Raw genomic sequence first — 12,526 nt, forward strand, 5'->3', positions numbered from 1 at the left:
CGACAGGACCCGGTAGTACAGAAAGGCCAGCATGCTCCAGCAGATCATCGACCGGCGGCTTGCAGGAAAGAACAAGTCCATCGGCAACCGCGAGCGCTTTCTGCGTCGCCACAAGGAGCAGATCCGCGAGGCGGTGAAGCGTGCTGTCGACGGGCGCGGCATTCGCGACATGGCGCAAGGGGAAGATATCCACATCCCCAAGCGCGACATCGCCGAGCCGGTCTTCGGCCACGGCCAGGGCGGCAAGCGCGAGATGGTGCACCCCGGCAACAAGGACTATGTGCGCGGCGACCGCATCGAGCGGCCGAAAGGCGGCGGAGGCGGTGGGGGTGGCGGGCAGGCCAGCGATTCCGGCGAGGGGGACGACGACTTCGTCTTCCACCTCAGCAAGGAAGAGTTCATGCAGGTCTTCTTCGACGATCTGGCCTTGCCCAACCTCACGCGCACCACGCTCGCCGAGACGCCAGAATTCAAGACCCACCGCGCCGGCTACAGCAGCGACGGCACGCCGAACAACCTGCACGTGGTGCGTTCGATGCGCGGCGCCATCGGCCGGCGCATCGCACTCGGAGGCAACTCACGGCGTGACCTGCGAGAGCTCGAAGAAGAGCTGGCCGAACTCAAGGCCCATCCCACCGGCAACGAAGTAGCCATCCTCGCGCTCGAGAAAGAAATCGAGGCGCTTCGCTTGCGCTTGGGCCGCATTCCGTATCTCGATCCCATCGACCTGCGCTACCGCAGCCGCGTGCGCGTGCCGGTGCCGACGTCGAAGGCCGTGATGTTCTGCCTGATGGACGTCTCGGGCTCGATGGACGAAGCGCGCAAGGACCTGGCCAAGCGCTTCTTCATCTTGCTGTATCTCTTCTTGACACGGCACTACGAGCGCATCGACATCGTCTTCATTCGCCACCACACGCAAGCGCAAGAGGTGGACGAGCAGAACTTCTTCCACTCCACCGAAACCGGCGGCACGGTCGTCTCCAGCGCGCTTGTGCTGATGGAAGAGGTGGCCAGGGCGCGCTACCCGACAAGCGAGTGGAACATCTACGGCGCACAGGCCAGCGACGGCGACAACTGGCACCACGACAGTGGCCGTTGCCGCGAACTGCTGCAGAACAACATCCTGCCGCTCTGCCGCTACTTCGCGTACGTGCAGGTGGCCGAGGAAGAACAGAATCTGTGGGACGAGTACGCGGCCCTTGCAGCAGAGTCGAAAGACTTCGCGATCCGCAAGGTGACCGACGCGTCGCAGATCTACCCGGTGTTCCGGCAACTGTTCAAGAAGGAAGGGGCCGCAGCATGAAGCCAACAGCGTTCTCGCAGCCGGGCGCTACCTTCTTTGAGAGCCAATCGCCGAATGTGGCGAACGAGGTGTTGTCATGAGCGTCCATGTGGATACCCCGTGGGGTGAAGAGCGTCGCAGGGAGCAGTGGGCTGGCGCACCGCGCCGCCGCGCTGCCGACATCACGGCACCGGTTCGCATGCGCGAGCCCTTGCCATCGCCGAGCGACTGGTCGTTCGACCTGATCGAGCACTACCACGAGATCATCAAGGCCACGGCCGCGCGCTACGGCCTGGACACCTACCCGAACCAGCTCGAGATCATCACCGCCGAGCAGATGATGGACGCCTACGCGTCGGTCGGCATGCCGGTGAACTACCGCCACTGGAGCTACGGCAAGGAGTTCATCTCTACCGAGAAGAACTACAAGCGCGGCCACATGGGCCTGGCCTACGAGATCGTCATCAACTCCAACCCTTGCATCAGCTACCTGATGGAAGAGAACACGATGGCGATGCAGGCGCTGGTCATCGCGCATGCGGCCTATGGCCACAACAGCTTCTTCAAGGGCAACTACCTGTTCCGCATGTGGACCGATGCGGGCTCGATCATCGATTACCTGGTCTACGCCAAGAACTACGTGACCGACTGCGAAGAGCGCTACGGCCTCGATGCCGTCGAAGAGCTGCTCGACAGCTGCCACGCGTTGATGAACCACGGCGTCGACCGCTATCGCCGGCCGAGCCGCAAGTCGCTCGCGCAAGAGCTGGCCGACCGCAAGGACCGCGAGGCCTACGCGCAGCAGCAGGTCAACGAAATGTGGCGCACGCTGCCTCGCAAGGCCGACAAGGCGGCCGAAGAAGCGCAGGCCCGCCGCTTCCCCGAAGAGCCGCAGGAGAACCTGCTGTACTTCATCGAGAAGAACGCACCGCTGCTCGAGCCGTGGCAGCGCGAGATCGTGCGCATCGTGCGCAAGGTGGCGCAGTACTTCTACCCGCAGCGGCAGACCCAGGTGATGAACGAAGGCTGGGCCACGTTCTGGCACCACAAGCTGCTCAACACCATGTACGACGACGGCTACCTGTCCGACGGCATGATGATCGAGTGGCTCAAGTCGCACACCAACGTGGTGTACCAGCCGCGCGTGGGCGACCGTGGCTACAGCGGCATCAACCCGTATGCACTGGGTTTTGCGATGTACACCGACATCAAGCGCATCTGCGAGAACCCGACCGACGAAGACCGCCACTGGTTCCCCGACATCGCCGGCAAAGACTGGCTCGAGACCATCGACCATGCGATGCGCAACTTCAAGGACGAGAGCTTTGTCGGCCAGTACCTCTCACCCAACCTGATGCGCGAGTTCCGCTTCTTCTCCATCCTCGACGATGAGAAGGAAGACGAACTCGAAGTCGCTGCCATTCACGACGACAGCGGCTACCGCCGAGTGCGCGAAGCCTTGTCGCACCAGTACGACCTCGGTGCGCGCGAGCCCAACATCCAGGTGTGGAGCGTCAACCTGCGTGGCGACCGGTCACTCACGCTGCGTCATGCGCAGCACAACGACCGCCCGCTACACGACGGCGCGAACGAGGTGCTCAAGCATGTCGCTCGCTTGTGGGGCTTCGGGGTTCACCTCGAAAGCGTGAACGGTGCCGGTGAAGTGCAGCGCCGCTGGACGGTAACGCCCGCCGCGACTTGATCTGCTCTTCGGCTGGCTTGCAGCACGCCCGCGGCGCAAGCCGCGCGGCTGCAATGCCGTCAGACCAGCTCTTCGCTGATGAAGGGTTGCACCACGCCGACGAGCTTCTTCACGTACTCGTCCTTCTCACCCACCGGCGCGACGTAGTGCAGCGCCTGCTCGGTCGCCTGCAGGCCGGCGCGCTTGAGCATCACCCAGGTGGCCAGGTACTGCGAGGCCATGCAGCCGCCCGCGGTGGCGACCGGGCCGCGTGCATGAAACGGTTCGTCGACGACGCGCACGCCGGCTTCCACGACCCAGGGCTTGGTGGTGAGGTCGGTGCACGCAGGCATGTTGCCGATCAGGCCGAGCCGTGCGAGCAGCAGCGTGCCCGAGCACTGCGCGCCGATTAGCTGCCGCAGCGGATCGAGCGTGAAGCGGTCGAGCAAGGCCGAGTTCTCGGCGATGGCGCGGGTGTAGATGCCGCTGCCGAACAGCACCACCTCGGCCTCGTTCGCGAACTCGAGCGGCTGCTGCGCTTCGATCGTCACGCCGTTCATCGACGTCAACCGTGTCGACGGGCCGGTGATCTCCGCCGTGAACCCCTGAGGACGCAGGCGGTTCAACAGGCCCAGTGCGATGAACGAATCGAGTTCATTGAACCCGTCGAAGGTGATGATCGCGACCCGCGTTGGAGCGGGGGCTGCAGCCTCACTCATGGCGCCTCAGCTTTCGAGCAGGCTGCGCAGCATCCACGCAGTCTGCTCATGCACCGTGAGGCGCTGCGTGAGCAGGTCTGCGGTGGGCTCGTCGCCCGCCTTGTCGGCCAGCGGGAACATGCCGCGGGCCGTGCGTGCCACGGCCTCGTGGCCGGTGACGAGGATGCGTACCATGTCCAGCGCCTTGGGCGGCGTGGTCGGCACGTCTTCGATCGACGCCAGCGCGCTGAACTGGGCATATGAGCCCGGGGCGGCATGGCCCAGTGAGCGGATGCGCTCGGCAATCGGGTCGACGGCATTCCACAGTTCGGTGTACTGGCCCATGAACATCAGGTGCAGCGTGTTGAACATCGGCCCCGTCACGTTCCAGTGAAAGTTGTGCGTGGTGAGGTAGAGCGTGTAGGTGTCGGCGAGCAGATGGCTCAGGCCATCGGCGATGGCGCGGCGGTCTTTCTCGCTGATGCCGATGTTGATCTGCACCGGGCCGCTGGCAGGCGCGGGGATGTTGGATTTCTTGGCCAAAGTTGTTCTCCGTGAGGTGGGACTATCAGTCGATGGGTGCAGTCTATGGGCGAGCAGGGCGGGCGTGCAATCGTGGCTCGATGCTGCCAGGGTCAAGACACCCGCTGCACACCTTCCAGCGGGCAGGCATAGATGGCATTGCGCAGTGCGGCGATCGCTTCGTAGCGCGTGAAGGTACGCCGCCACGCCAACACCACGCGCCGCGTGGGCACGGGCTCGGTGAACGGCACGTAGCGCACATGCGGCTGGGCATCTTTCGGTACGCTGAGTTGCGGCACCACGGTCACGCCCATGCCCGAGGCCACCATGTACTTGATGGTCTCGAGCGATGAGCCTTCGAAGCTCTTGCGGATGCCCTCGGCGTCGCTCGAGAAACGCGCGTACTCGGGGCAGACCTCGAGCACGTGGTCGCGAAAGCAGTGCCCCGTGCCGAGCAGCAGCATGGTTTCCTTCTTCAACTCTTCGGCGCTGATGCTCGTGCGCTTGGCCAGCGGGTGCGTGGAGGGCACGGCCACCATGAAGGGTTCGTCGTACAGCGGCGCCACCGCCAGGCCGGCGTCGGGAAAGGGCTCGGCGAGGATCGCGCAATCGAGTTCGCCGGTGCGCAGCATCTCGAGCAGCTTGACGGTGAAGTTCTCCTGCAGCATCAGCGGCATCTGCGGCACGCGCTCGATGGCCTGCTTCACCAGGTCGGGCAGCAGATACGGGCCAATGGTGTAGATCACCCCCAGGCGCAGCGGGCCCGACACCGGGTCCTTTCCGCGCTTGGCGATCTCCTTGATGTTGGCCGCCTGCTCGATCACCGACTGCGCCTGGCGCACGATCTCTTCGCCCAGTGGCGTCACGCTCACCTCGTTGGCGCCGCGCTCGAAGAGCTTCACGTCGAGCTCTTCTTCGAGCTTCTTGATCGCCACGCTGAGTGTGGGCTGCGAGACGAAACAAGCTTCCGCGGCTCGACCGAAGTGCTTCTCTCGGGCCACAGCAACGATGTAACGCAGTTCTGTCAGCGTCATGGTCGGGCTCGCTCGCAGATACGTGCGTTGCAGTCGCCCACCGCCTGCTGCGGGCTGCGATCCCCACCTGCGGCGGGGCCCCTCTTTCGCCCTCCGCAGGCGACAGCAACGATGTAACGCAACTCGGTCAATGTCATGGCCCGCAGAATAGCCGAGCCGGTGTCTCGCGTCATGCGCCTGTCGGCATCACCTTTCGATACTGCCTACCTTCGCGCTTGCCTGGTCTCGGAGCCGGAACGATTCTCCGGGCCGCGGCATGTGCCGCGCATCGAAAGCCCGTATGAGTCCATCGCGCCCGCGAAACCTGGCCCTCGCCACCCTGACTGCGCTCGGCCTGTCGGCCTGCTATGTCGTGCCCATCGACCCGCGCACCGGGCAGGGCTACCCGATCGCCCGCGATACCTACGGTACGCCGTCAAGTGGCAATGTCACCGTGGTCACGCCTCCTGCGCCTCCCGGCCCGCCGCAGCCCACGGTGCTGAGCGCACGCCTGTACCCCCTCAATCCGCAAGCCAACAAGGGCGGCTTGATCACCGCCGTGGTGGTCGACAACAACACCGGCCGCGGCAGCTTCACGCTGAGCTACCTGGGTGACACGCTGCAGGGCGAAGCCACGCGCGTCGACGCCAACTACGCTGCCTTCGGCCGCATCTACAACGACGTGCTGGGCCTGTCGCAACGCAACTTCAACGGGCGCCGCGGCATCGCCAATGCATTCGGCAGCAAGGGGGTCAACGCCCAGTGCGAATACCTGATCACCGGCCCGGCCATGGGCACGGGCGCCTGTCAGTTCTCCGACGGCGCCAAGTACCAGATGCACTTCGGCACCTGATGCACCGCGCGGCGCCGGTCAGGACTTGGCGCGCTTGAGCGATTCGAGCCGCGCCAGGTCCAGCCCTTCGACAGTGGACTTCAGCGCCGACTGGTCGACGCGCTCGCCTTTCGCCTCGACGATCAGACCGTTGGCGAGGATCAGGGTGTACTCGCCCTGGCTGCCGTCCTTGTGGTATTCCTCGTGCACGGTGCGCGCGCCCTGTTTGTAGACGCGCTCGACCTTGCCATCGGTGTCGCGATCGAGCGTGATGGCGGCGGCCCACCCGAGCGCGGCCAGGCCGGCGGTGCCACCGACGTCGGTGACGGACAAGTTCAGGCGCTTGTCGTCGCCAGCGTAGGTCGCCTTGGCGGATGAGCCCATCTTGCTGGACTCTGCCTCCACGCTGTCGCGCTTCAGGTCGCCTGCGCGCTCTGGCAGCGCGGTCTTGAGTGAGTCTGCGGCGATGGGTTCGCCGCCGGTCATGGCGCTCATCATCTCGCCGAGTGCAGTGCCGACAGCTGCGGGGTCGGTCGATTTCTGCGCTGCTTCGACGCGCTTGCTGGCGTCCTCCATTTGCTTGGCGAACTCTTCCATCTTCGACGTGTCGACGCTGACGGCACCATCGGCGGTGCGGATCTGGATCTCCGCATCGCGCGTCATGCCGCCCATCATTCCGCCGAAGCCACGCCCCGGGATCACGGCGGCCGATACGGCGCCCACGATGAGGGACGCGACGATGCCGCACACGATCACCACGGCCGTGTAGGCGCCGGCCTTCTCTTGCGGGCACTTCATCAGAACGGGGATGCCGGTGTAGATCAGGTAGATCGAATACAGCCCGGCGAGCAGGCCCAGCACACCCAGCGACGGGATCAGGCTGAAGATGCCGCCGACGAACCCCGCGGTGCTGCCGTAAGCCACCAGCTTGAACGCGTTGATCTGGCTCTTGCTGCCGTTGAAGGTGGGCGCGAGCGCATCCACGATGAGCGCGAGCAAGAACACCACCAGCAGCGACAAGCCGTAGCTCACCACCATGTTCACCAGGCCCGACATGAACGGCATGCGGATGTGCATGCCGAAGCCGCCCACGCCGATGACCGACATGCCGATGAACCCTGCCACCGCAGGGATCGCGGCGATGAAGATCAGGTAGCGCTGGTAGATGCCAGCCACATCGGCCTGCTCCTGCTCGATCACCGGCCAGGTGGGCTTGGGTTTGAGCAAGATGTCTTGCACGCGCTGGACGAGGTTCATGGGGTGTCTCCGACAAGGCAGGGTGGCACGACGCCAGCGGCGAATCTACAGGCCGCGACCACGCTTGCCACGGGACCAAGGTCACACGCCCATCGTCACCAGTCAGGCCTTCAGGTACTCCGCCTTGCTGCCCAGCCAGCGCGCCACGTGCTGCTCGGCAATGTGCGGCTGCGTGGCCAGCAGCTGCGTGGCCGCCTCGCGGGCCTTGTGAACCAGCGGCTCATCCAGTGTCAGGTCGGCAAAGCGCAGCAGCGGCGCGCCCGACTGGCGTGCGCCGAGAAACTCGCCGGGCCCGCGGATCTCGAGGTCGCGGCGGGCAATCTCGAAGCCATCGTTGGTCTCGACCATGGCCTTCAGCCGTGCCTTGCCGGTGTCCGACAGCGGCGAGGTGTAGAGCAGCACGCACACGCTCGCCACCGAGCCGCGGCCCACGCGCCCGCGCAACTGGTGCAGCTGGCTCAGGCCGAAGCGCTCGGCGTGCTCGATCACCATCAGGCTGGCATTGGGCACGTCGACGCCCACCTCGATCACCGTGGTGCTCACCAGCACCTTCATCTCGCCCTGCGTGAAGAGCGCCATCACCGCGGCTTTCTCGGCCGCGGGCATGCGCCCATGCAACAGGCCGACCAGCACGCCGGGCAGCGCTTCGCTCAGCTGCTGGTGCGTGGCGGTGGCGTTCTGCAGGTCTAGCTTCTCGCTCTCTTCGATCAGCGGGCACACCCAGTACACCTGCCGGCCACGGCCGACTTCTTCGGCGATGGTGCGGATCACGCTCTCGCGCTTGCCGTCGCTGAACACCTTCGTGACGATGGGTGTGCGGCCCGGCGGCAGCTCGTCGATCGTGCTCACGTCGAGGTCGGCGAACAGCGTCATCGCGAGCGTGCGCGGGATGGGCGTGGCGCTCATCATCAGCATGTGCGGCTCGAGCGGCTGCTGACGCCGCGAACCTTCGGATTCGGAATGCGCAAAAAGCTTGTCGGAGAAATCGGAATGCGCGACAAGCTTGTCGCGCAAGGCCAGCCGTTGTGCCACACCGAAGCGGTGCTGCTCGTCGATGATGGCGAGGCCCAGCTTCGCGAACTGCACCTCGCTCTGGATGACGGCGTGCGTGCCCACCACCAGCTTCGCGTCGCCAGAGGCGACCTGCACCAGCATCTCGGTGCGCTTCTTGCCCTTGCGGCTGCCGGTGAGCCACGCGGTCTGGATGCCCAGCGGTTCCAGCCAACCCACCAGCTTGCGAAAGTGCTGCTCGGCGAGGATTTCGGTCGGAGCCATCAGCGCGCACTGCCAGCCTTCATTCATCACCACGGTCGCCGCGAGTGCCGCCACCACGGTCTTGCCCGAGCCCACGTCGCCTTGCAGCAGGCGGTGCATCGGGATGTCGCGCTGCAGGTCGAGCGCGATCTCTTCCACCACGCGGCGTTGCGCCGACGTCAGGCCGAAGGGCAGGGCGCCCAGCAGCTTCTCATGCAAGCCGCCGGCGCGCACGGTGAAGCGCGGTGCGCGCTGCAAGGCCCGCTCGTTCTTGGCCTGCAACTGCGAGAGCTGCTGCGCCAGCAGCTCTTCGAACTTCAGCCGCTGCCACGCCGGGTGGGTCTTGTCTTCGAGCGTGGCCAGGCTCACATCGGGCGTGGGCTGGTGCAGAAAGCGCAGCGATTCGCGCAGGCTCAGCAAGCCGGCTGGCACGAGCGCGGGCGGGATCAGCTCCGACAGGTCAGCGCGCTGCAGCCCCGAGGTCACCGCCTTGCGCAGATACGCCTGCGGCAGAGTCGCACTGCTCGGGTAGACGGGCGTCAGCGCGGTCGCAAGCGGCGTCTCGCTGTCCACGCTCTTGAAGCTGGGGTGCACCATCTCCAGCCCGAAGAAGCCGCCGCGCGCCTCGCCGCGCACGCGCACGCGGTTGCCGGCAGCCAGCGTCTTCTGGTGGTTGGGGTAGAAGTGGATGAAGCGCAGAAAGAGTTCATCGCTCCCATCGTTCAGCTTCACCACCAGTTGCCGGCGCGGGCGAAACTGCACCTGGCAATCGCTGACGACGCCTTCCACCTGTGCGGTATCGCCATCGCGCAGCGCACTGATCGGCGTGATGCGCGTCTCGTCTTCGTAGCGCAGCGGAATGTGCAGCGCGAGGTCGATGTCGCGCACGAGCCCGAGCTTCTCCATCGCCTTCTGCGGCGCAGACTTCTCCTTGCGCGCTTCAGAGGGGGAGGCGGTGGGCATGGGACAATTTTGCCCTTCTTCCACCTTGGCACGGGGACAAGTCCTCCCCTCAACGGCATGTCACCTGAGACCTCGCGCAGCTTCACGCTCGCCGACTTCGATTTCACCCTCCCACCCGAACTCATCGCTCAGCACCCCGCGGCCGAACGCAGCGGCTCGCGTTTGCTCGACGGCACCACCGCGTTGCCGGCAGACCGCAGCTTTCGCGACCTGCCCAGCCTGCTGCGCGAAGGCGACCTGCTGGTGTTCAACGACACGCGTGTCATCAAGGCGCGGCTGCTGGGCAGCAAGGCCACCGGCGGCTCGGTCGAGGCGCTGGTCGAGCGCGTGCTACCGAACAACGAGGTGCTGATGCACCTGCGCGCTAGCAAGTCGCCCAAGCCCGGGTCGACCATTCGCTTCGTCAGCAGTGACGGCGCGAGGCAGTTCGACGCCCAGATGCTCGGCCGCGGCGGACCGGACAACTCACTGTTCCACCTGCGCTTCCCGGCCGAGCCCTTCGGGCTGATCGAGCAGCACGGCCACGTGCCGCTGCCGCCCTACATCACGCATGCCGATGACGCCGATGATGAGCGCCGCTACCAGACTGTGTTCGCCGCAAAACCGGGTGCTGCGGCGGCACCGACCGCCTCGCTGCACTTCGACGAAGCGGTCTTGCTCGCGTTGTCACAGCGCGGTGTCCGCCGCGCGAGCGTGACGCTTCACGTCGGCGCCGGCACCTTCCAGCCGGTGCGCACCGACAACCTGGCCGAGCACCGCATGCACAGCGAATGGTTCGATGTGCCGCAGGCCACGGTCGAGGCAATCGAGGCTACGCATGCCGCTGGCGGGCGCGTGGTGGCGGCGGGCACCACCACGCTGCGGGCGCTGGAGTCGGCGGCGCGTGGTGGCCGCCTGCAGGCCGGCAGCCGCGACACCGACATCTTCATCACGCCCGGCTTCAGCTTCCGCGTGGTGGACGCGCTCATCACGAACTTCCACCTGCCCAAGAGCACGCTGCTGATGCTGGTCAGCGCCTTCGCGGGCCACGAGCACATGATGGCGCTGTACCGCCACGCCATCGCGCAGCGCTACCGCTTCTTCAGCTACGGCGACGCGATGCTGCTGTCGCGCATGCCGTAGCCGCCGACGGCGCGTGACGCGCCGTGCGGGCGTTCAGATCGGCGAGTTCGCCGAAGGGAACTTCACGAATGCGCTGCTGCAGTCGATGGCGGCCGCGGTGCCCTTGCGTGAGTCGACGAGGCTGAACTTGGATGCCGACGAAGCGACGAAAGGAATGGTGACCGGGCCGGGCCCTAGGGTCAGCGTGGCGTAGTCGGGCTGCGTCGGGCCGCCTTTCTTGCCTGCCGAGGTGAGGAAGCCGGTCGAGTCGAACACCACGTTATCGAGCTTCATCGTCAGCAGGTTGGCCGTGCTGCCGTAGTTGTAGCCGCGGAAGATCACCTTGCCGGCGCCGAACTTCGGGCTGGCGAGCACGTGCATGCCGCTGATGGCGATGTCGTGCACGTTGGGCGAATTGGTGTGCTTGCCCGAGCTGTAGTACGGATCGAAGATCAGCGGCTGCTTGACGTTGCGCGCGCAGATGTTCTTGTAGGTCACGCCGCTGACGTCGCCTCCGACGGAGTCGTAGGTCTTGATGCGCAGTGCGTTGGACTGCACGTCGTCGAAGCCGTCGACGCTCAGGTCGTCAACCAGCACGCTGCTCACGCCCTTGGTCGTCTCGCTGCCGATCGACACGCCGTGGCCGTAGTAGAGGTGGTTGTGGGCAACGTAGACCTTCGAGGTCGCCGCGTCGGCGGCCTTGATGGCGATGTGATCGTCACCCGTGCTGATGTACGAATACGCGATCGTCACGTTGCTGCTCTCGACCGGGTCGATGCCATCGGTGTTGGCAGCCGTGCCCGGCGTGAAGCAGGTGCTCGGCTTGGTCGCCGCCGTGGTGGGGTCGGGCATGGTGCCGGCGGCACACGCGTAGTTGGCCACGGTGTAGGCAAGCGATGGCGTCAACACCTTGACGCCCCAGGCCACGAGGCCGTTGAGCCCGCTCACCACCACATGGAAATTGGGCGAGTTCTGCAGGGTCACGCGGTAGAGCGTGAAGTTGCTGCCGCCCATCAGGTTGATCAGCCGGGGGTTGTTCTGCTTCTTGCCGGTCGCTTCGTTCAGGTTGGCCACGTCCCACCAGGTCATCTTGCCGGCCTGTGCGCCCGAGGTCAGCACGCTGCCGCCGCGGCCGTCGATGACGCCGTCGCCGACCACGCCGCTGTTGGCGGCGTTCTTCAGCCGGATCAGCGCATAGCAGGACTTGCCGTCGCCCGCTGCGTTGCCGCAGTTGCCGCCGCCGTTGTCAAAGTCAACCGGACTGCGCGACGCGAACAGGGTGACGCCGGTATCGACCCACAGCGTGACGTCGCTCTTCAGCACCAGCGGACCGGACAGGAACGCGTTGGCATTCCCATTCGCCACGAGGCGCACCGCCTTGCCGATGCCGCAGGCGTCGATCGCCTTTTGAATGCGCTCGGTATCCGGTTGCGACTTCGAAGGGCTCGAGTCGACCGAGTCGGGCAGCTTGCCGCCGCTCTGGGTGAGCGTGGCCGACAGCGACGCGCACACGCTGTTCGTCGGCAGCTTCGGCTCGACCGGCAGCGTGGGGTTGAACGCAGTGACAGCCTGGGCGCGCTCGGTGGGCGCGGAGTCGGCGGCCTGGGCGACCGACGCCGAAGCCTCATCCGCCGATTCAGAAGAACCGCCGCAAGCTGACAGACCGGCCAGCAGCGCGGCAGCCAATGAAAGGGCGATCAACTGTCGCGCTGAGGGGTGACGCATCATTTCTAAACCTTTGTTGGGAGGCGAAGGGGAGGAGGAAGTTGCCCTTCGTCCGCGCAGGATAGGCAGGCGATTGCGAAAAGACATGATCGATTTCTGACGGACCGATGACCCGGGTCTGTCCGTCCCGACGCTGCCCAATCCCGTTGTCCCCTCAAGCACGGGCATGGCTCAATTCGGTACCCATGACGAGGGTGC

10 protein-coding genes are annotated in these 12,526 nt (G+C 65.7%); 4 read left to right on the forward strand and 6 right to left on the reverse strand.

All coding sequences use genetic code 11. The annotated features are described in order from the left end of the window. Positions 1–31 precede the first annotated feature (31 nt). On the forward strand, positions 32–1,303 hold the full coding sequence (locus tag AC1DYS_RS04030; RefSeq protein ID WP_477896274.1) for a YeaH/YhbH family protein: 1,272 nt from the start codon (positions 32–34) through the stop codon (positions 1,301–1,303). Between the two features lie 178 nt (positions 1,304–1,481). Beyond that, complete coding sequence (locus tag AC1DYS_RS04035; protein ID WP_477897266.1) at positions 1,482–2,984, forward strand: SpoVR family protein; 1,503 nt, start codon at positions 1,482–1,484, stop codon at positions 2,982–2,984. Positions 2,985–3,043: 59 nt separating this feature from the next. Here AC1DYS_RS04035 and AC1DYS_RS04040 read toward each other — a convergent pair whose 3' ends face one another. The 3 genes from AC1DYS_RS04040 to AC1DYS_RS04050 form a co-directional block, all read right to left on the reverse strand. Then, complete coding sequence (locus tag AC1DYS_RS04040) at positions 3,044–3,682, reverse strand: DJ-1/PfpI family protein (protein WP_477896276.1); 639 nt, start codon at positions 3,680–3,682, stop codon at positions 3,044–3,046. Between the two features lie 6 nt (positions 3,683–3,688). Beyond that, the gene (locus AC1DYS_RS04045; RefSeq protein ID WP_477896278.1) at positions 3,689–4,204 is read right to left on the reverse strand and encodes a Dps family protein; all 516 of its coding nucleotides are present in this window, start codon (positions 4,202–4,204) and stop codon (positions 3,689–3,691) included. 92 nt (positions 4,205–4,296) lie between these two features. Further along, entirely contained in the window at positions 4,297–5,217 is a 921-nt protein-coding gene (locus tag AC1DYS_RS04050) for a LysR substrate-binding domain-containing protein (RefSeq protein ID WP_047497213.1), read from the reverse strand. A 280-nt stretch (positions 5,218–5,497) separates the two neighbouring features. Between AC1DYS_RS04050 and AC1DYS_RS04055 the strand changes: the two genes are divergently transcribed. Continuing rightward, complete coding sequence (locus tag AC1DYS_RS04055; RefSeq protein ID WP_477896281.1) at positions 5,498–6,049, forward strand: hypothetical protein; 552 nt, start codon at positions 5,498–5,500, stop codon at positions 6,047–6,049. A gap of 18 nt (positions 6,050–6,067) precedes the next feature. On the opposite strand, the gene AC1DYS_RS04060 is transcribed toward AC1DYS_RS04055, so the two are convergent. Together AC1DYS_RS04060 and recG are read right to left on the reverse strand one after the other, a co-directional pair. Further along, the gene (locus tag AC1DYS_RS04060; RefSeq protein ID WP_477896283.1) at positions 6,068–7,285 is read right to left on the reverse strand and encodes a Yip1 family protein; all 1,218 of its coding nucleotides are present in this window, start codon (positions 7,283–7,285) and stop codon (positions 6,068–6,070) included. Positions 7,286–7,387: 102 nt separating this feature from the next. After that, on the reverse strand, positions 7,388–9,502 hold the full coding sequence (gene recG, locus AC1DYS_RS04065) for an ATP-dependent DNA helicase RecG (protein ID WP_477896285.1): 2,115 nt from the start codon (positions 9,500–9,502) through the stop codon (positions 7,388–7,390). A 57-nt stretch (positions 9,503–9,559) separates the two neighbouring features. Between recG and queA the strand changes: the two genes are divergently transcribed. Beyond that, positions 9,560–10,624, forward strand: coding sequence for a tRNA preQ1(34) S-adenosylmethionine ribosyltransferase-isomerase QueA (gene queA, locus AC1DYS_RS04070; protein WP_477896287.1), 1,065 nt, complete (start codon positions 9,560–9,562; stop codon positions 10,622–10,624). A 33-nt stretch (positions 10,625–10,657) separates the two neighbouring features. Here queA and AC1DYS_RS04075 read toward each other — a convergent pair whose 3' ends face one another. Continuing rightward, positions 10,658–12,328: a glycoside hydrolase family 28 protein gene (locus AC1DYS_RS04075; protein ID WP_477896289.1), complete on the reverse strand. Its 1,671-nt coding sequence runs from the start codon at positions 12,326–12,328 to the stop codon at positions 10,658–10,660. Between the last annotated feature and the right edge of the window lie 198 nt (positions 12,329–12,526).

This window comes from Rhizobacter sp. P2_G4 (assembly GCF_056403575.1).

Excerpts from the sequence above, each read along its gene's own strand:
- AC1DYS_RS04075 (WP_477896289.1), bottom strand. The coding sequence starts at position 12,328 with ATGCGTCACCCCTCAGCGCGACAGTTGATCGCCCTTTCATTGGCTGCC.
- AC1DYS_RS04030 (WP_477896274.1), top strand. The coding sequence starts at position 32 with ATGCTCCAGCAGATCATCGACCGGCGGCTTGCAGGAAAGAACAAGTCC.
- AC1DYS_RS04040 (WP_477896276.1), bottom strand. The coding sequence starts at position 3,682 with ATGAGTGAGGCTGCAGCCCCCGCTCCAACGCGGGTCGCGATCATCACC.
- queA (WP_477896287.1), top strand. The coding sequence starts at position 9,560 with ATGTCACCTGAGACCTCGCGCAGCTTCACGCTCGCCGACTTCGATTTC.
- recG (WP_477896285.1), bottom strand. The coding sequence starts at position 9,502 with ATGCCCACCGCCTCCCCCTCTGAAGCGCGCAAGGAGAAGTCTGCGCCG.
- AC1DYS_RS04055 (WP_477896281.1), top strand. The coding sequence starts at position 5,498 with ATGAGTCCATCGCGCCCGCGAAACCTGGCCCTCGCCACCCTGACTGCG.
- AC1DYS_RS04050 (WP_047497213.1), bottom strand. The coding sequence starts at position 5,217 with ATGACGCTGACAGAACTGCGTTACATCGTTGCTGTGGCCCGAGAGAAG.
- AC1DYS_RS04060 (WP_477896283.1), bottom strand. The coding sequence starts at position 7,285 with ATGAACCTCGTCCAGCGCGTGCAAGACATCTTGCTCAAACCCAAGCCC.
- AC1DYS_RS04035 (WP_477897266.1), top strand. The coding sequence starts at position 1,482 with ATGCGCGAGCCCTTGCCATCGCCGAGCGACTGGTCGTTCGACCTGATC.